This is a genomic window from Pseudomonas sp. H3_C08, assembly GCF_054669455.1.
In genome coordinates this window covers 3,360,278-3,378,989 of sequence record NZ_CP162803.1, presented here as the reverse complement: position 1 = coordinate 3,378,989, position 18,712 = coordinate 3,360,278, and the positions used below count along the sequence as shown (strand labels likewise).

General features: G+C 53.2%; 15 protein-coding genes. All 15 read left to right on the top strand.

All coding sequences use genetic code 11. The features are described from left to right. Positions 1–36 precede the first annotated feature (36 nt). The 15 genes from AB4N74_RS15420 to AB4N74_RS15350 all read left to right on the top strand — a co-directional run bounded on the left by AB4N74_RS15420 (position 37) and on the right by AB4N74_RS15350 (position 18,676). Positions 37–315, top strand: a complete 279-nt coding sequence (locus tag AB4N74_RS15420) for a hypothetical protein (RefSeq protein WP_007908433.1) — start codon at positions 37–39, stop codon at positions 313–315. Between the two features lie 152 nt (positions 316–467). Beyond that, positions 468–764 (top strand): integration host factor subunit beta, encoded by a 297-nt coding sequence (gene ihfB, locus AB4N74_RS15415; RefSeq protein WP_003189779.1) that lies wholly within the window; start codon positions 468–470, stop codon positions 762–764. A 30-nt stretch (positions 765–794) separates the two neighbouring features. Next, positions 795–1,034: a lipopolysaccharide assembly protein LapA domain-containing protein gene (locus tag AB4N74_RS15410; protein ID WP_093435289.1), complete on the top strand. Its 240-nt coding sequence runs from the start codon at positions 795–797 to the stop codon at positions 1,032–1,034. A gap of 223 nt (positions 1,035–1,257) precedes the next feature. Then, complete coding sequence (gene rfbB / locus AB4N74_RS15405) at positions 1,258–2,334, top strand: dTDP-glucose 4,6-dehydratase (protein WP_175559626.1); 1,077 nt, start codon at positions 1,258–1,260, stop codon at positions 2,332–2,334. Then, positions 2,331–3,212 (top strand): dTDP-4-dehydrorhamnose reductase, encoded by an 882-nt coding sequence (gene rfbD, locus AB4N74_RS15400; RefSeq protein ID WP_093435284.1) that lies wholly within the window; start codon positions 2,331–2,333, stop codon positions 3,210–3,212. The genes rfbB and rfbD overlap by 4 nt, the downstream gene beginning before the upstream one ends. Continuing rightward, entirely contained in the window at positions 3,209–4,099 is an 891-nt protein-coding gene (rfbA, locus tag AB4N74_RS15395) for a glucose-1-phosphate thymidylyltransferase RfbA (RefSeq protein ID WP_093435282.1), read from the top strand. The genes rfbD and rfbA overlap by 4 nt, the downstream gene beginning before the upstream one ends. Positions 4,100–4,156: 57 nt before the next feature. Next, complete coding sequence (locus tag AB4N74_RS15390; RefSeq protein ID WP_257355773.1) at positions 4,157–5,080, top strand: glycosyltransferase; 924 nt, start codon at positions 4,157–4,159, stop codon at positions 5,078–5,080. Continuing rightward, a complete protein-coding gene (locus AB4N74_RS15385; RefSeq protein ID WP_460096540.1) occupies positions 5,077–6,036 on the top strand; it encodes a UDP-glucose 4-epimerase family protein in 960 nt (319 codons plus the stop codon). Before AB4N74_RS15390 ends, AB4N74_RS15385 begins: the two co-directional genes overlap by 4 nt. 351 nt (positions 6,037–6,387) lie before the next feature. After that, complete coding sequence (locus AB4N74_RS15380; protein ID WP_093435275.1) at positions 6,388–7,395, top strand: glycosyltransferase family 2 protein; 1,008 nt, start codon at positions 6,388–6,390, stop codon at positions 7,393–7,395. Between the two features lie 117 nt (positions 7,396–7,512). Next, positions 7,513–8,331, top strand: a complete 819-nt coding sequence (locus AB4N74_RS15375) for an ABC transporter permease (RefSeq protein WP_008079795.1) — start codon at positions 7,513–7,515, stop codon at positions 8,329–8,331. Next, complete coding sequence (locus AB4N74_RS15370) at positions 8,321–9,688, top strand: ABC transporter ATP-binding protein (protein WP_460096538.1); 1,368 nt, start codon at positions 8,321–8,323, stop codon at positions 9,686–9,688. Before AB4N74_RS15375 ends, AB4N74_RS15370 begins: the two co-directional genes overlap by 11 nt. A 4-nt stretch (positions 9,689–9,692) precedes the next feature. Next, positions 9,693–14,582, top strand: a complete 4,890-nt coding sequence (locus AB4N74_RS15365; RefSeq protein ID WP_460096536.1) for a glycoside hydrolase family 99-like domain-containing protein — start codon at positions 9,693–9,695, stop codon at positions 14,580–14,582. 62 nt (positions 14,583–14,644) lie between these two features. Beyond that, on the top strand, positions 14,645–15,238 hold the full coding sequence (cysC, locus tag AB4N74_RS15360) for an adenylyl-sulfate kinase (RefSeq protein ID WP_093435268.1): 594 nt from the start codon (positions 14,645–14,647) through the stop codon (positions 15,236–15,238). Further along, the gene (locus AB4N74_RS15355) at positions 15,235–16,614 is read left to right on the top strand and encodes an FAD/NAD(P)-binding protein (RefSeq protein ID WP_093435266.1); all 1,380 of its coding nucleotides are present in this window, start codon (positions 15,235–15,237) and stop codon (positions 16,612–16,614) included. Before cysC ends, AB4N74_RS15355 begins: the two co-directional genes overlap by 4 nt. Before the next feature lie 127 nt (positions 16,615–16,741). Next, on the top strand, positions 16,742–18,676 hold the full coding sequence (locus AB4N74_RS15350; protein ID WP_257355764.1) for a hypothetical protein: 1,935 nt from the start codon (positions 16,742–16,744) through the stop codon (positions 18,674–18,676). Positions 18,677–18,712: the final 36 nt, after the last annotated feature.

Here is an 18,712-nt window from a genome sequence, read left to right as displayed (position 1 = left end):
GTAGTCGTCGGGCAGTTGCCTGGCATAAGGAAGTGGATGAACAAGTTTATTGTCCTCATGGCTGTGCTGGTTCTGGCTGGCTGTACGACCAGTGCCAAAACCCATGCGGTGCGTGGCGTCAGTGGTATAGAGGTCGACTGCTCTGGGTTGGGCTCTGGCTGGGAGAAATGCCAGAAGCGTGCGGCAAAGGAGTGCAAGGGCGCTGGGTACAAAGTGATCACGCGATCGGATGATGCCAAGGATGAAGATGAGTTTCCTTTTGGCTTCAATCCGGCGGGCTACGTGACGCGAACCATGCTGGTGATCTGTCGATAGGCATGCATTGCTCAGTTTGTTGCTTTGATGCCCTGAAAATGGGCGTTTTGACGCGGAGGAAGATATGTCAATCCCTGGGCTGTTCAAAATCTTCCGGGCGTGCTAAAACCTTTCAAGCGCTGATCTAGCTGCTTGAAAAAGAAGGGAAAAATATGACGAAGTCGGAGTTGATCGAACGAATTGTCACCCATCAAGGGCTACTCTCATCCAAGGATGTGGAGCTGGCCATCAAGACCATGCTTGAGCAAATGTCCCAGTGCCTCGCCACCGGTGATCGTATCGAGATCCGTGGGTTTGGCAGCTTCTCTCTGCACTACCGTGCGCCTCGTGTTGGCCGCAATCCAAAGACTGGCCAGTCTGTCAGCCTTGACGGTAAATTCGTACCGCACTTCAAGCCGGGTAAGGAGTTGCGTGATCGGGTGAATGAGGAAGAGGAGGAGGGGGTTTGATCTTCGCTATTCAAATTCGAGGGGGCGTGAATGCGTAACCTGAAACGCATACTGCTTGGCGTATTTCTTCTGCTGATGGTTCTGATTGTTCTGGCGTTTGTGCTTGAGAATCAGCAGTCGGTTTCGCTTTTGTTTCTAGGTTTTTCCGGCCCGCAGTTGCCAGTGTCGCTAGTTGCAGTGTTAGCACTGTTGATCGGCATGTTGATCGGCCCTGTATTGGGCTGGTTTCTGGGGCGTTCGTCCAGAGCCGCACGCAAGCGACTGGTCTGAAAACGACAGGCGCAGGGCATCTGTCGAAATTGCGCCTCAGCCTGTCTTTATCCATTAGTAAAACCATCATTAAGCTGTAAAATGCTCCCCTTGTTCGATCGTGCCTTATTGCATGACGATTCAGACTGACTCTGATGGATGCCAATTGCGACTGGCCTCTGCATTCATGGATTAGATGGCGCTCAGTGGCAGCGCTATCCGCAGCTCAAGGGTATCGTTTAGCGTGAAAATTCTAGTTACCGGCGGCGCCGGGTTCATCGGCTCGGCAGTCATCCGTCACATAATCTCCAATACGTCCGATGCTGTCGTTAACGTCGATAAGCTGACTTACGCCGGTAATCTGGAGTCGCTGGCAGAAGTCAGCCAAAATTCGCGCTATGCATTTGAACGCGTCGATATCTGTGATCGTGATCAGATCGACCGTGTCCTGCGTGAACACCAACCAGATGCAATCATGCACCTGGCCGCAGAATCCCACGTCGATCGCTCGATCTCTGGTCCGTCCGAGTTTATCCAGACCAACATCATCGGTACTTACACGCTGCTCGAGGCCGCCCGCCACTACTGGGCCGCGCTGGATGATGCGCGTAAAGCCAGTTTCCGCTTCCACCATATTTCGACTGACGAAGTTTACGGAGACCTCGAAGGTCCGGAAGACCTCTTCACCGAAACCACGCCATACCAGCCAAGTTCGCCTTACTCGGCCAGCAAGGCTAGCTCCGATCACTTGGTTCGCGCTTGGGCCCGTACTTACGGCCTGCCTACCTTGGTGACTAACTGCTCGAACAACTACGGTCCATGCCATTTCCCTGAGAAACTGATCCCGCTGATCATTCTCAATGCGCTGGAAGGCAAGCCTCTGCCGGTTTACGGCAAAGGCAACCAGGTTCGTGACTGGCTGTATGTCGAAGATCACGCGCGCGCGTTGTACAAAGTCGTCACCGAAGGCGTGATCGGTGAGACTTACAATATCGGCGGTCATAACGAAAAACAAAACATCGAAGTGGTGCACACCCTCTGTGCGTTGCTCGATGAGTTGCGTCCTGATTCAGCTCACCGTCCGCATGCCAGCCTGATTACTTATGTACAGGATCGTCCTGGCCACGACGTACGTTATGCAATCGACGCTAGCAAGATTCAGCGAGAACTGGGCTGGACACCGGAAGAGACTTTTGAAACCGGTATTCGCAAAACCGTCGAGTGGTACCTCACCAACACTGAATGGGTTGAGCACGTGAAGAGCGGTAGCTACCAGCAGTGGATTGACCAGAACTACGCAGATCGATCGACTAAAGCATGAGAACTTTATTGCTGGGTATGAATGGGCAGGTGGGATGGGAGCTACAACGCGCCCTTGCACCACTTGGAGAATTAATTGCCCTTGATCGCAATACCGGTGGTGACTTATCTGATCTGGACGCCCTGCGCACGACGATTCGCAAGGTTGGACCTGACGTAATCGTCAATGCCGCGGCCTATACCGCTGTCGATAAGGCTGAGTCGGAAACCGAACTGTCAGACCGTGTGAACTCTCGGGCGAGTCAGGTCATGGCTGAAGAGGCTGCGTCCTTGGGTAGCTGGCTTGTTCATTACTCGACCGACTATGTGTTCAGCGGGCAGGGTACGCAGCCTTGGCAAGAAACTGATGCAGCCGCCCCGGTGAATCACTATGGCGCCAGTAAGCTGGCCGGTGAGCAAGCGATTATTGCGTCAGGTTGCAAGTACCTGATCTTCCGCACCAGTTGGGTTTACGGCGCGCGTGGCAACAATTTTGCCAAAACCATGCTGCGTTTAGCCAAGGATCGCGAAACGCTTAACGTTATTGCCGACCAGATCGGGGCTCCGACAGGTGCTGATCTGATTGCCGACGTGACGGTTTTGGCTATTCAACAAGTGATACAGCGCCCTGAACTGGCGGGTCTTTATCACCTGACAGCAGGCGGTGAGGTTTCCTGGCACGGCTATGCCAGCCATGTCATCGAATTTGCTCAAACCAATGGCGAGCAGCTTGCGGTTAAAACGGTAGATCCGATCGAATCCAGCGCTTATCCAACACCTGCACGGCGTCCTCTGAATTCACGTTTGAATACGCAGAAACTACGTGACAATTTTTCTCTGCACTTGCCGGATTGGCAAAGTGGTGTAACCCGAATGCTTAGGGAAGTTTTGAACAAATGACCACGACAAATCGTAAAGGTATCATTCTCGCCGGTGGTTCGGGTACTCGTCTGCATCCGCTGACGCTGGGTGTGTCGAAGCAAATGTTGCCTATCTACGACAAACCGATGATCTTTTATCCGCTGTCAGTTTTGATGCTGGCGGGAATGCGTGAAATCCTGATCATCTCTACGCCGGAAGATCTTCCATGTTTCCGCAAGCTGCTGGGTGACGGTAGTCTCTACGGCATCAAATTGACCTACGCCGAACAACCAAGCCCGGATGGTCTGGCTCAGGCGTTCATCATCGGTGAAGAGTTCATTGGTAGCGACCCTTGCTGCCTGATCCTCGGTGACAACATCTTTTACGGCCAGCACTTCTCCGACAACCTGCGTTCTGCCTGTGCCCGGCAGGATGGTGCGACCGTGTTTGGCTACCATGTTTCCGATCCAGAGCGCTTTGGTGTGGTGGAGTTCGATGCATCCGGCCGCGCCCTGAGCATCGAAGAAAAGCCGCTGAAGCCAAAATCCAGCTACGCAATAACCGGTCTCTATTTCTACGACAACCAAGTCGTCGACATTGCCAAGAAGATCAAGCCTTCCGAGCGTGGCGAGCTGGAAATCACCGACGTCAACCGCGCTTACCTCGAGCAGCAGGCACTGAATGTCGAAATGCTCGGGCGTGGTTTCGCTTGGCTAGATACCGGCACTCACGACTCTCTGCTTGAGGCTAGCCATTTCGTGCACACCATCGAACAGCGCCAGGGCCTGAAAGTCGCTTGCCTGGAAGAAATTGCCTACCACAACGGCTGGATCACTGCCGAGCAGTTGGGTGTTCAAGCTGAAGCCTTGAGGAAGACTGGTTACGGCCAATACTTGCAGAAGTTGCTGGATTCGCCTTCTCACTGATTCGTAAAAACGAAGTTGTTCGAGTGAGAAAGATTAACCAGTCCGAGCAGGAAAGTTATGCCAGTAAAACGTCTCAATGTTGCGGTTTTGCTGGCAGCCTTCAATGGAATGCAGTGGATTGAAGAGCAACTCGCCTCGATTCTCGGCCAAACTGGTGTTGATGTAAGTATTTATATCAGTATTGATACTTCTACCGATGGAACCGAGGCGTGGTGCGCGGCATACGCGTCTCGACATCCCGGCGTTTTCGTGTTGCCGCCCGCCGGTTCGTTTGGGGGCGCTTCGCGGAATTTTTTCAGGCTGATCCGTGATGTGGCTATCGAGAGCTACGATTTCGTCGCATTTGCTGATCAGGATGACATCTGGTATCCGGACAAGCTTGAGCGGGCGGTGCGCGAGATTCGGTCACGCGCGGTGGATGCCTATTCGAGCAATGTCGTCGCATTCTGGCCGGACGGCCGCACCCATCTGCTTGATAAGGCGCAGCGCCAGACACCCTGGGATTTTCTGTTTGAAGCTGCTGGCCCGGGCTGCACGTATGTGCTGAGTCGCACATTCGTCAGCGCCCTGCGCACCGCGATGCTGGCTGACTGGCAGGAATTACAGCACGTCAGTCTGCATGATTGGTATTGCTATGCGTTTGCCCGAAGTCGGGGCTTCAAATGGTTTATCGACCATCGACCGTCCATGAGTTATCGCCAGCATGAACGAAATCAGGTCGGTGCCAATACCGGTCTTAATCCACTGATTGCGCGCTACAAGACTATTCACGACGGATGGTGGTTTTCCCAGGTCAGAAGGATCGTCCGTTTGGTCGGACTTGAAAATGATCGTTTTGTCCGACGCTGGCTGCCATTGGGGCGGTGGCAGATGCTGACCCTTTCACTGAGTGCCTGGAAGTGTCGTCGTCGAGTGCGCGACAAGATATTTTTCTTCTGTGTTTGCTGGGCTACAGCGGTAATTGGAAACAAAGCCAAATGAGCGCTCCTCGTGTTTTAGTGACAGGTGCTACCGGGTTCGTCGGTGAAGCGCTCGTATTTCGTTTGTTGCGCGATAAGGTATTTACGCCTGTCGCCGCCGTTCGTGGCGAAACGAGGTTAGCCGGTCTTTGTCCGGTCGTGGCGTTCGGGTTGGACGAAAACTCCCCGCTACCGCCTTTGGAAGATGTTGATGTAGTCGTCCATTGCGCGGCGCGCGTGCATGTCATGAATGAAGTGGCTGCAGATCCGCTCGCGGCGTTTCGACAGGTCAACGTCGAAGGCACCGCGCGACTTGCCCGTCATGCGGCGAAATCCGGAGTCAAACGCTTCATTTTCATCAGCTCGATCAAGGTCAACGGCGAGGCAACATTACCGGGTGCGCCGTTTTCTGCTGATGATGCGCCGGCGCCGGTCGATCCTTACGGTATATCCAAGCGTGAAGCGGAGGGCGCATTAAGGCAGATCAGTCAGGACACAGGGATGGAAGTCGTGATTATCCGACCGCCCCTGATCTATGGCCCGGGCGTCAAAGCCAACTTTCTCAATATGATGCGTTGGCTTGAGCGCGGCATACCGCTGCCTTTTGGTGCGATCAACAATCGTCGCAGTCTGGTGGCTATCGGCAATCTCATTGATCTGATCACTGTGTGTATCAAGCATCCCGCTGCTGGCGGCCATGTGTTTCTGGTCAGCGACGCGGAGGACCTTTCTACAACACAATTGCTTCGGCGAATGGCGGGCGCGCTGGGCGTCAAGCCTCGCTTGTTGCCGTTGCCGTCCTCGTTGATGACGGTGGGGGCAGCGCTGATCGGGCGACAGGATCTGGCGCAGCGTTTGTGTGGCTCTCTGCAAGTCGATATTGACAAAACCCAGGCCATCCTTGGGTGGTTGCCGGCGACTAGCGTGGATCAAGCATTGCGTAATACGGCAGGGCACTACCGTGCGAAGCAGTGTTGAAGCTGATAATGGCTCTCGCTACGTGGAGAACTTGGCAAACTGCCACCCTATTTTGCTCAAAGGCCGCTTGCTACCCTAAGCTCGCAGCGCAAGGGGGGGCATCAGAAATATTGGAGCCATGCGCTCATTATTATCAATGTTAAAATCTCCGGGTCTGAGTCGGCGATAGGGTAGGCGTAATGTCACGGGGTTATCAAATGGCGTTGCTTCATCGTTATAATTGCAAATTTTGCGCAGCTTGGAGCAGCGTGTGAGCCTGTTTTATGTGGCTTGTTCGACTGTCCAGGTTTTCGTATCTATTGAACGAACTTGCGCAGGCAAAGTTTTATCATTTCAGCAACGGAGTGCTCGGTGGTAGCCCCCCTTTCCCCGGTTGTCCAAAACAACAGTTTGGATCGCCGCTGTATAGACGATAGTCAGCAAGATTCGGTGGCGCATTTGGGATGTGTTGCGATTCTTGTCTGTACGTTCAATGGTGAGCGCTTTTTGGCTCAACAACTGGAATCCATCGCTCGTCAAACTTACCCCCACTGGTTTGTAGTGGTCTCGGACGATGGTTCATCTGACTCGACATTGGCATTGCTTCGCGAGTTCGGTGATCGTTGGGGGCATGACAAACTATTGATTCAGCACGGCCCGGGGCGTGGTTATGCAGCCAATTTCCTCACTGTTACCTGTGATGAGTCAATTGATGCCGACTTTTATGCGTGGGCGGATCAGGACGATATCTGGCAGCAAACAAAGCTGGAAGTGGCTTTGAAGCGATTGGCGCAGGCGCCGGTCGATGTGCCCGCGCTTTACTGCGGCAGAACCGAGCTGATCGACGAGCGCGGTAATCACATTGGCCTTTCACCCTTGTTCAGCCGGCCCATGGGATTTTCCAATGCATTGGTGGAGAGCGTCGGGGGCGGCAACACGATGGTCTTCAATGACGTCGCTCGTCAGTTGTTTCAGCGAGCGGGGAGCGGGGTGGATATCGTGTCGCACGACTGGTGGGCGTACCTGCTGGTGAGCGGAAGCGGTGGACGGGTTCTTTACGATTTTTCACCGACCGTTCTTTATCGCCAGCATGACGCCAATCTGATTGGCGCGGCTTCGGGGTTGAGCGCCCAGATCGGTCGTTTGCGCATGTTGTTTCGTGGTCGTTTTCGCGGCTGGAATCAAAAGAATGTTACTGCGCTGGAGTCGAATCGACTGCAGCTCAATGAAGAAAGCAGGATGAGGCTGGATTGTTTCCAGCGGGCGCGTCGCTCACGTGGCTTGTCCCGGATCATCTGGTTACGACGATCCGGAGTGTACCGGCAATCCTTATGGGGCAATCTGGGGCTGATGCTGGCGACGCTGTTCAATGGAATTTGACACTCACGTTGCTTTGGCCCCTTTCAGGAATAATTCTGTGGTCACTCAAGTAGTCATCAAACAAGAGCGTTTGCTGGGGAAGCTGGACTCCCTCGGTTTTTTTGAGGTTTGTGCACAATGCTGAATTTTTCAACATCGCCGAAGGAGATGGTAGGCGGCATCTGGCGCAACAGAGGCCTGATCCGGGCGCTGGTGCAGCGGGAAATTGTCGGGCGCTATCGCGGATCCATCATGGGCATGCTGTGGTCGCTGTTCAATCCGATCGTCATGCTAGTGATCTATACATTCGTTTTCAGCGTCGTGTTCAAAGCCAGGTGGAGTGTAGACAGTAGCTCCAAAACCGAATTTGCCCTGATGCTGTTTGCCGGGTTGATTGTGTTCAACCTGTTTTCCGAGTGCATCAATAGAGCGCCAGGACTGATCGTCGGCAACGTCAACTATGTGAAGAAAGTAGTGTTTCCGCTGGAAATTCTCCCTTGGGTAACCTTGGGCGCTGCGATGTTCCACTTCCTTGTCAGCCTGAGCGTCTGGTTGGTTGCCTACCTGATTTTTTTCGGCAAGTTGCACCTGACAATTCTGCTGCTGCCGGTGTTTCTGGCGCCGCTGCTGATTTTTGTCATAGGCCTCGTCTGGTTCCTCGCCTCGATGGGCGTATATCTGCGAGACGTCAGTCAGATCATTGGGGTATGTACCTCGGTTCTGATGTTCCTATCGCCGATTTTCTACCCCATCACCGCGCTGCCGGAACAATACCGGCACTTGCTGTTTCTGAATCCTCTGACACCCGCGATCGAAGATACGCGAGCGTTGCTTTTCCGCGGTGAACTGCCCAGCTTCATTCACCTCGGTTTCTACTATATCGCTGCAGCTCTTGTCTTCTGGCTAGGATTTGCGTGGTTCCAAAAAACGCGTAAAGGATTTGCCGATGTCCTCTAATACAGCGATTGCCGTTAACGGTCTGAGCAAGTGTTTTCATATCTACGACAAACCGAGAGATCGGCTGCTGCAAATGTTCGCGCGCGACCGTCGGCAATACTTTCGAGAGTTCTGGGCGTTGCAGGATGTCTCCTTCACCATCAACAAGGGTGAGACGGTCGGTATTCTTGGGCGCAATGGCAGTGGTAAGTCGACGCTGCTGCAGATGATTTGCGGCACGCTCAATCAGACGCATGGTGACATCCTCACGCACGGCCGTGTGGCCGCCTTGCTAGAGTTGGGTTCTGGCTTCAACCCGGAATTCAGCGGACGTGAAAACGTTTACATGAACGCTGCGGTGCTCGGTCTTACGCGTGAAGAAACCGATGCGCGGTTTTCCGAAATCGAAGCGTTTGCCGAGATTGGCGAGTTTATCGATCAGCCAGTCAAGACCTATTCCAGCGGCATGATGGTTCGACTGGCATTTGCGGTAGCGATTAACGTTGACCCACAAATTCTGATTGTCGATGAGGCATTGTCTGTCGGCGACGAGTTGTTCCAGCGCAAGTGTTTTGCCCGCATCGAAGCGATCAAGGCCAGTGGCGCAACGATTCTGTTCGTATCGCACTCTGGCAGTGCGGTCATTGAACTGTGTACCCGCGCCATTCTTCTGGATAAAGGCGAGAAGCTTGCTGAAGGTGTGCCCAAGGTCATCGTCGGTCAGTATCAGAAGTTGCTGTACGCGCCGGCCGACAAGGTCAGTGTCATACGTGAAGAGATCAAGTCCGGCGCCCTGGAGCGACGTGAACTTGAGGCTGAGGCGAAACGCTCGGCGGTCGCCGTCGAGGCATCACAGGCCTCGGACAACGGGTTGGAGGAGTACTACGACCCGCATATCGTTTCCAAGAGCATGATGTCCTATGAATCGCACGGCGTTCTGATCAGCGATTCACGCATCCTCAATGCTGCCGGACAGCAGGTCAATTGCCTCAAGCGTGGCGACACCTATCGATATACATATCTAGTGGCATTTGCGACAGGTGCCGTAGCGGTTCGTTTCGGCATGATGATCAAGACATTGGCGGGCATCGAAATTGGTGGTGCTGCGAGTGCGGCTGGCGCCCAGGACTCTATTACGTATGTCGCCGCCGGCAGCGAAGTTCAGGCCGAGATTGCGTTCCAGTGTAACTTGAATCCGGGAACCTACTTCCTCAACTGTGGAGTAGTAGGCGTCGTGGGCGAGGGCGAAACATACCTTCACCGATTGACCGACGCATGCCTGTTTCGTGTTCTGCCGGAAACCGCGAGTACCGCCACCGGTACGGTCGATTTCAAATGTATTTCAGCTTTTACCATTTCAAGCGTTGAGCATAATTAATCTTATGGACCATAAACAAATAGTCGTCGTTCTGGGCATGCACCGAAGCGGTACGAGTGCCATTACGCGTGGTTTAAAAGTCCTTGGCGTCGACCTGGGCGATAACCTGTTGCCTGCAGAATCGGGCAATAACGAAAAAGGCTTCTTTGAAGACGCAACGATCACTGCGTACAACGAAGAGTTGCTGGCCGCTTTGGGCCACGCTTGGGATAGTCTGGTGCCGATCAGCCCTGAAGAGCTGAACTTGCCGATCACCCAAAGCCACAAGATTCGCGCCATCGAGCATCTGCGTGAGAAAGTCGCCCACATCAAGTGTTTCGGCGTAAAAGACCCGCGCATGGCGAGACTACTGCCGTTCTGGCAGGAAATCTTTGCCGAGCTGGGTCTGAAGGTCAGCTACGTGGTCGCCTTCCGTAATCCCAAGAATGTGGCTTACTCGTTGGTCAAGCGCAATGAGTTCGAAGTGGAGAAGGGCTACTTTCTCTGGCTCGAGCACATGCTGTTCAGCTTGAAGTACAGCCAGGGTGCTTCGCGGGTTTTTGTCAACTACGAGCTGATGCTTCAGGCACCTGAGCAGCAGTTGCGCCGTATTTCCGAGTCGCTGGATTTGCCGTTCGACCCGCAAGGGCCGGAGTTCCAGGAATATCAGAACAAGTTTCTCCAGCACTCGCTGCAACACAACAGCTTTACGCTGAATGAGCTCAGCAAGGATGCCAGCGTTCCTGCCGATGTTCTGAGCCTGAGCCTTGTGCTTTTGCAACTGTCGCGTGATGAGCGTGCAGATGATCAAGCCGTTGTCGATACAGTCAACGAACTCTATCAAGCAATGATCGAGCGCTTGCCGGCGTATCGCCTCATGCGTCATTTCGATGTAAGCAATACGGAACTGAATGCGCAACTGAGCCTGCAAGGCAAAAGCCTCGAAGCACTGGAAGCTGATCACAGCGCACTTGCCATTGATCTCGGAAAGCTTGAGACGAGCCACGCTGAGCTGAAGGCTGATTATTCAAAACTGAGCGATTATCGTCTCTGGCTTGAGACTCAACACGATTCTTCCAAATCGATGCTTTCCGAGTCTGAGGGATCGGTTCAGAGCCTTGAGGCTGACTTGCGTCGGTATGCGTCCGGGCGGTTTTTGCTCAAGTCACTGGTTTCGCATATTGCCGAGCGATTCGGCTTGCGGTATCGAGGTGATCATCCCGCCGAGAGCGAGCTGTTTGATGCCGAATATTATCTGAGTACCTACGAAGACGTTCGCGCCGCCGGTGTCAATCCGTTGCAGCACTATCTGGAGCAAGGTTGGCGCGAAGGTCGTGATCCTTCGGCAGGTTTTTCCACCAACGCGTACCTGAAACATTATTCGGATGTGCGACTGAGGCGTGTCAATCCGCTGATCCATTACTTGCGCCACGGATATTATGAGGGGCGGTCGATTTACGATGTCAAAGGTCGTAACTACCACCTTTCCCGTACGGTCAGCCGCCACCGCGTTGTCGTGCAGTTGTTGAATCTGGTTTCGCAACAGCCGGAGTTGCTGGGGCGCTTTGTCCGTGAAGCACGACGTGGTGGATTGCGTCATGCCTTGGCGATTGCTGCCCGCAAGCTCAAGCGCAGTCAGAAGCGACTTGCCCTGAGCCAGGTCTCCAAACAACTTGACGATGCTGCATTGACTGAGTACGAAGTACTGAAAGTCGTGCCTTACTATCTGGACCCTTATCTTCCCGAGGCTCCAAAAACTGCTTCCGCAATGGTTGCCGTTCACCTTCATTTGAGCAGTGAGCAAATGTCCGGAGACTGGCTGGGATACCTCAAGAATATCCCTGTCGAGTTCGATTTGTATGTTTCGCGGATTGGCAGTGACAATTCTAGGTTTGATGATAAACCGCTGCGCACTGCCGTGCCTCTGTTGCGCCAATTGGTTGTTGATGTCGTCCCTGAGCATGCTGGCGCTATTGCATCGCTGATTGCCCAGTTCGGTGATCGCCTCAAGGACTACGACGTTGTCGCGCACTTGCATGACGAAACCGGCAACGACGACGGTTCGGGTGTCAAAGAGCGTCTTGATCTCCTCTGCGGCTCGCCTGCCAATGTCGGCCAGATTCTGCAATTGCTCGGTGGCGACGCGAAAGTGGTTTATCCCGTCGACATCCGAGCTGAGTCTGCGAACTACCATCAGGCTGGCTGGAGTGATGCCGGAAACGTGATTGCCACGGTTCTGGAAAAGTGCACGGAAGTGGACGCCAAGAGTTTCCCTGGCGCGCAATTCCCACGTGCGGGTCTGTTCTGGGCGCGGGTCGGCACGATCATTGATCTGTTACAACTGCCGTTACAGTTTGAGCATTTCGTAAATGCCGGCGACGCTGTTGCGCCGGACATGTTGAGCCGTACGCTGCAGCGCTTGGTGCTGGTTAATACAACAACCAGTGAAGGGCGTAATTATCAGCTGGAAGCGCCGCAGATTTCTCACGAGCCGCGCGACTACTACGAGCCGCAGGTTGATTACTCGGCCAGCATCAAACACGACACGGTCAAAGTACTGGCGTATTACCTGCCTCAGTTCCACCCAACGCCTGAAAATGACGAATGGCACGGAACCGGGTTTACCGAGTGGCACAAAGTTCGTTCGGCCAATCCGCTGTTCTTTGGGCATTATCAGCAACACGTTCCGCACGAGGACATCGGGTACTACCACCTCGATGGCCCGGCGCAGTTGCAGCAACAGGCTGAAATGATGCAAAAGTCCGGTGTTCATGGCCTGATTTTCTATCATTATTGGTTCACCGGCCGAATGATCCTTGAGAAGCCGGCACAGATGCTGGTGGCCAATCCCGAGATCAACATGCCGTTTGCCTTTTGCTGGGCGAATGAAAACTGGACTCGCCGTTGGGATGGCAACGAGCAGGAAATTCTGCTCGGTCAGGTTTACTCGAAAGAAGATGCGCGTGGCTTCATTCGCTATCTCATTCCGTTCTTCAAAGACGAGCGCTACATCAAAGTAGACGGGCGTCCGATGCTGCATGTGTATCGTCCGTCGTCGATCGAGCATATCGAAGAATACCTGGAAGTCTGGCGCGAAGAGTGTGAGAGCGCCGGCCTGAAGGCGCCTTACATGGTGGCGACATTGACGCGTGGTGCGACGCAGCCTCAAGACCACGGGATGGATGCTGCGGTTGAGCGGGTGCTGCACGACTGGACAGCTGACGCTGTACCAGATACTCGCAACCAGTTGCGTCCGTACTGGCCTCTGGAAGGTAACGTCATTAACTACGGTGAAGTTGCCGACCATTACATGGCACAAGATCTGGGCAAGGATTTCACCCTGTTCCGGTCTTTGGTTCCTACGTGGGATAACACCGCTCGTTACGGCAACAGAGCCTATGTGCTGAACAATTTCACTACGGAAAAATTCCAGAGGTGGATGGAGTTTTTGGTCGACTATTCCGAGCAAAACCTGGCGGAAGATCGTCGATATGTCGTCGTCAACGCATGGAATGAATGGGCCGAAGGCGCACACCTTGAACCGGATACGCGCTTCGGTTACGGCTACCTCAATTCCATCGGTCGCGCGTTGTCCGGTCAGCCGTTTGCAGCGATCAGCCATTGTGTTCCTGCCACCGATTTGAAGCTCAACGTGGCTTTGACACCCGAGGCCCAGGCTCGTCTGGACGCCGAGCCGGAATCGGCTCGCAAGTTCCTTGCTTGCCTGGCCAGTTCGAGCGTGCTGCACAACTGCTCCGTCACCGCCGACAATCCCCAGCTCCAGCAGGTATTGCAGGCGCAAGGCGTGAATACTCACGGCCACCAGCCCGCTGATGCCGAGTTCACGTTGGTGTTCAGTGACATCTGCCTGTTTCCTGCGACAGCCATCGAGTCGTTGCTGAAAATGGCGAAACGACACAAGGGCTATTCGGTGTCGGCCAGTGTGCGAAATGATCCGCTGTTCGTGCAGGGGGAGGGGACTGTCAATCTCAGCATCGATGCAAGTCAGGTGGCTTGCATGGAATTGCAACTGACGGCTCCGGCAGTCGGGTACAAAGTATGTTGTGAGGCCGCCTGTTTCCGTCTTCTGCCGGAGAGCGGCATCCAGGGCGCAGCGCTCGATACGGTATCGACTATCGTGCGTTACCACCGTCGTGGCGACCGCGCTTCGCTGATCAATGCGCTGCTGTCGTTGATTGCCCAGTCCGGTTGCCGAGTGCTGCCGGTGCTGGCTATTCAGGATATGGATGACGAAGAAATTGCGCTGCTGCAGGCGCAACTTGATCAACTGCCGTGGAGCGAGCATTGCGCGCCGCTGATTCGTCGTTACTTCTCTACAGAGCAAGCCCCGGATCTGCGTTCGCTGATGCTGAACGATGCACTGAAAGCTGTTGGCAGTGGTTATGCGGCATTTCTTGATTACGACGACATGTTGTTTCCGTGGGCTTACAGCTCACAGATCGAGCAACTCAAGTCCAGCGGCAAGAACGCAACCTTTGCGCGGGTTTACTCCACAATGGTGGATTCGGTGACCGGTTGTATTATCAAGCGCGACAAAATTTATGACTACGGTGAAACCTATCGCGATTTCATCGAGCATAACCATGCACCGCTGCACAGTTTCCTGCTGGATCTTGATCAGTGCGATCTGCAAGCCATCACTTACTTCGATGATATGAAGTACATGGAAGACTACTATCTGACGATGCAGTTGTTCACTCGCGACGGCACCGATTGGGCGTCGCTGCGCACGTGTGACTTTATCGGTGATTACATTCACCGAATTGGCTGCGACACGCATACGCTTGCACTGACTGACGAGCAACAGCGTCTCGACTTGCTCAGTAGTGAGTCTTATCGCATTTGCGAGGCCCGCATCAAGGCCTTGCGTGATCGTCTACTGCCCCACGTGTAGTGCAGGAGGCCCGCCAGTTCGCTGGCGGGCCTTGATCGTCTGATTGGAATAAGGTTAATCGAATGAGTAAGGATCTGGTTTTTCACACCACGGCCATCAGTGCCTCGGCGAGAGCTCAGGTGAAAGGGCAAAAACCGGCAGTGATCTGGCTTACGGGTTTGAGTGGGGCGGGCAAATCCACGATCGCCAACGCGTTGGAGCAAGCACTGGTTGCCAAGGCCAGGCACACCTTTTTGCTGGATGGCGACAACTTGCGCATGGGCTTGTGCAAGGACCTTGGTTTTACCGATGCTGATCGCGTTGAGAACATTCGCCGCGTCGCGGAAGTTTCGAAATTGCTCATTGATGCTGGACTGATCGTGATCACGGCATTTATTTCCCCCTTTCACCGTGATCGCGCGATGGCGCGCGATGTGATCGGAAATGACGCGTTTGTCGAAGTGTTTATCGACACCTCTTTGGAAGAGTGTGAGCGCCGCGACCCCAAGGGGCTCTACGGCAAGGCCAGAGCCGGACAGATAAAGAACTTCACCGGGATCGATTCCGCCTATGAGGCGCCCACGGATCCGCATATCCGGATCAACACCGTGACCGAGGACTTGTCCGAGTCCATCGCCAGAGTGCTGGATTACCTGGATAAAAGGTTCGGTCAATGAAAACCCTCGTCATCATTGGCGCTGGTTTCAGTGGCGCAGTCACGGCCACGCAGTTTTTACGGCGCAGCCCGGCCGATGTGCGAGTCGTGTTGATCAATCGCTCTGGAACCATGGCGCGAGGATTGGCTTACGGTACGAACAGTTCGCTGCACCTGCTCAATGTGCCGGCCGGCAATATGAGTGCGGATGTCGATGATCCGGAACATTTTCTACGCTACTGTCAGGCAAAAGACCCCGCTTATACGGCGTCGTCATTTGTTCCGCGCAAGATCTATGGGGAATACCTGACTTCAGTTCTGGACGATGCAGAGAGGCGTTGTGCAAGTGGAGTAACGCTGGAACGTATCGTGGCGGAGGTTCGCAGTCTGCAACCTCGAAAGACGGGCGCGGTTGTCGAACTGGCTAACGGGCAGTACATCGATGCAGATCAGGTGGTACTGGCCTTCGGTAATTTCTCACCGCTCGATCCTCCTGGATTCTGCTCGTCGATGAGGGGTGACCGTTATCAGTCTGATCCGTGGGCAGCGGGTGCAACGCAATCCAAAGACCCGAATCGGGCTGTGTTGCTAGTGGGCACCGGGCTCACGGCACTGGATGTGTCACTGGGTCTGCTGCAAAACGGACATAAAGGCCCTATCTATATGGTTTCCCGGCGAGGGCTTCGGCCCTTGCCTCATCGCCCGAAGCGAACGACTGATGAAGTCCCCGCCGATTTCGTCGAGCGACTTCTGCAAGCACCGCCTTCGGTACGTGGCTACTTGCAATTGATTCGACGTGAGATCAGCGCCAAGCGTAATGATGGGCTGGATTGGCGTGACTGGGTGGCGGCCCTGCGCCCGATAACTTCTGACCTGTGGCTTCGATTGCCGCTCACCGAGCGCCGACGCTTCTTGCGTCATCTCCAGCCGTATTGGGATGTTCACCGTCATCGGGTCGCGCCAGCGGCCTATCAGCGTTTTGAAGAAGCGTTGAGCGCCGGACAAGTCCGATTCCTTGCAGGCCGTATCAAAAGCGTTGAGACGGGTTTCGATCATTTGCGTATAGGAATTCAACGACGCAACGAACAAGCCTTCGAACAGCTAGACGTCGAGCAGGTTATTAATTGCACAGGCCCGACTACCAACTTGCATCGTGTCAAGGATCCCCTGATTCAACAGCTGTGCGCCGACGGTGTCATACAGGTTGATGTACTTGGCTTGGGTTTGTGTGTCAACGAGCAACTGGCAGTCAAAAATACTTCAGGTGTTTGTTCCTCATGGCTGTATTACGTAGGCCCAATGTTGAAAGCCGATTATTGGGAAGCAACCGCTGTTCCGGAATTGCGTCAGTATTCTAAAAAACTCGCGGTCGATCTGGTCGGGAATATTGGCGAGTGATGGTGTCGGAACCGGCCCCTGGCGGGCGGTTCCGAAAAGCTATCCTTGAAGATCTTTTCAAACCGACATTTGAGTTTCGCCATTAGGCCGGCTTGAATCGAAAAATAAATGCTGGGGCAGAGGGTTTATGAGAGTTCTAACTTTAAAGTGTCTCGCAAGGGCATTGCTGTTTTATTGTGCAGCGTTGATTTTTTCTTTGATGCTGGTTTTCGGCTTGGGCGCTGCTCATAAAGACACTATTGTTTTTTTTGCAGAAACCAACAAGCCTGAATTCATGCAGCTGTACTTTCCCGTCTTCAAGGATGACTCGATTTATCCATCCTATTCGGCTGAGAATAGTGAGCGGGTTGCATACGAGGGGAAACCGGGGTTCGGCATAGGCTTGACGTTGCCGGATGGCGCAATCAAGTCACTCAGGGTTGATCCTGCCGACAGTTTAGTCAATATGACGATAAAAAGTGTTCAGCTCAACTATCTTTTTTCCACTGTGACGTTAACGCCGACAGAGTTACTGGCGCGAATTATCCCGTTGCAAGGCGTCGACAAAGTTGAAGTTGTAGGCGACGTACTTGTGATAAGCGCCACGGCTCCAGATCCACAGTTTGAGCTATCAATATTTAAGCCTGGCCGAGAGGTCAATTATAAAAGGTTGCTGTTGCTTAGTTTTGCCAGTTCGTTGGTCTTTGCCGGACTGTTTTTTGCACTGGCAAAAGGTGTTGTTCAAGGTTTACTGAAGATAGCTCCGGGTTTCTTCGTGCCCGTCAGTGTCACGTTACTGATAAGCTGGATGTTTTATCCAGGGTTTATGACATTTGATACATTTCATGCGCTTGAAGGAGCTAGAAGTGGCGTAGTGGATTCGACCTGGCCTCCCGTTGTAAGTTATGTCTGGCGTGTTGTTGATATTGTTTCGCGTGGCCCTGTAGCAATGTTGTTTTCACAATTGCTGCTTTTGCTGGGGGCGGTTTACTATGTGATGTACTATTTTCTGAGAAGGCATACGCTTTCGACGGCATTCTTCCTGCTTTATCTGATTGTTCCAGTTGTGATTGGTACCATTGCTGCGATATGGAAAGATGTGCTGATGGCTTCTTTCTTTGTGGCGGCTTTTGCAGTCATGCTTGCAATGAAAGAGCCCAGGTCGCGTCCAAGTTTATTTTTTCTATTTGGGGTCTCTATATTTCTTGTGTTTTTAGCTGTCTGTACTCGGCATAATGCAATCACCGCTGCTGTGCCTTTGCTGTTCTACTCAGTATGGATTTTCAGCAAACGTTCTCCCTCAGGACCAAGCTCTTTGGCCTTCGTGATTGTATCGGGCCTGATATTGAGTGGAGCGGTTTATACTGTAAAAATACAATTTGACAGGTATTCGGTACCCGAGTTTCGAGAAATAAAGGGTGCGACCAAACTCATTCGTATTACTAGGGTGATGGACATTGCAGGCGCAAGTATATGTGCTGAGAAGAACTTGTTTGAAAGTATTGCGCCGGCGCTTGCGTTGTCTGAGATCAAGGCTGGCTATGACCCAAGGCATTCCAATTTATCACCAGGTCTATTCTCAAAATTACCCTTCGATGAAAGTGTTGATACCCTCTGGTTTTCCGTAGTCAAGGAGTATCCGGTCTGTATTGGCTATAATAAGTTAATGCTTGCAAAGTTTCTCGTGGGGGGGAACTCAGGGGAGCCATTCCTCGTAGTGACGCCGCAGGTTGATTCCAATAAATACGGTTATAGTCTCCCGAGTTCGAGTGTGCGTGAAGAAGTTGTGCAGTATGTGCTGACGGCCTCGAAGCTTTTCATATTTAAACCCTGGTGCCTGTATTTGATTTCGATCCTGCTGTTCATGTTGTTAGTAGCCTTGAAAAAAGTCAGCGTAGAAATTGTAGTAGTGTATTTGTCCGCAGGCTTCTATTTTGCAGGTCTTGCTCTATTTGGAAATGCGGCTGACGCTCGTTTACTGTTTTATACAAACACGATGAGTGTGCTCGGTATCGTATTGATTACCGCTCAATTAGCAGGATTTCACTTGAGGAAGACGGCGCTGGCAAGTACGGGAAGTTGACCTGGCAGGCGAGCGTGGCAATCAGGGGACGCTCGC

What these genes read in the sequence shown, in the direction of transcription:
- cysC (WP_093435268.1), top strand. Translation starts at nt 14,645, where the DNA reads ATGAGTAAGGATCTGGTTTTTCACACCACGGCCATCAGTGCCTCGGCG.
- AB4N74_RS15375 (WP_008079795.1), top strand. Translation starts at nt 7,513, where the DNA reads ATGCTGAATTTTTCAACATCGCCGAAGGAGATGGTAGGCGGCATCTGG.
- AB4N74_RS15350 (WP_257355764.1), top strand. Translation starts at nt 16,742, where the DNA reads ATGAGAGTTCTAACTTTAAAGTGTCTCGCAAGGGCATTGCTGTTTTAT.
- AB4N74_RS15390 (WP_257355773.1), top strand. Translation starts at nt 4,157, where the DNA reads ATGCCAGTAAAACGTCTCAATGTTGCGGTTTTGCTGGCAGCCTTCAAT.
- ihfB (WP_003189779.1), top strand. Translation starts at nt 468, where the DNA reads ATGACGAAGTCGGAGTTGATCGAACGAATTGTCACCCATCAAGGGCTA.
- AB4N74_RS15365 (WP_460096536.1), top strand. Translation starts at nt 9,693, where the DNA reads ATGGACCATAAACAAATAGTCGTCGTTCTGGGCATGCACCGAAGCGGT.
- AB4N74_RS15420 (WP_007908433.1), top strand. Translation starts at nt 37, where the DNA reads ATGAACAAGTTTATTGTCCTCATGGCTGTGCTGGTTCTGGCTGGCTGT.
- AB4N74_RS15410 (WP_093435289.1), top strand. Translation starts at nt 795, where the DNA reads ATGCGTAACCTGAAACGCATACTGCTTGGCGTATTTCTTCTGCTGATG.
- AB4N74_RS15370 (WP_460096538.1), top strand. Translation starts at nt 8,321, where the DNA reads ATGTCCTCTAATACAGCGATTGCCGTTAACGGTCTGAGCAAGTGTTTT.
- rfbA (WP_093435282.1), top strand. Translation starts at nt 3,209, where the DNA reads ATGACCACGACAAATCGTAAAGGTATCATTCTCGCCGGTGGTTCGGGT.
- rfbD (WP_093435284.1), top strand. Translation starts at nt 2,331, where the DNA reads ATGAGAACTTTATTGCTGGGTATGAATGGGCAGGTGGGATGGGAGCTA.
- AB4N74_RS15355 (WP_093435266.1), top strand. Translation starts at nt 15,235, where the DNA reads ATGAAAACCCTCGTCATCATTGGCGCTGGTTTCAGTGGCGCAGTCACG.
- AB4N74_RS15385 (WP_460096540.1), top strand. Translation starts at nt 5,077, where the DNA reads ATGAGCGCTCCTCGTGTTTTAGTGACAGGTGCTACCGGGTTCGTCGGT.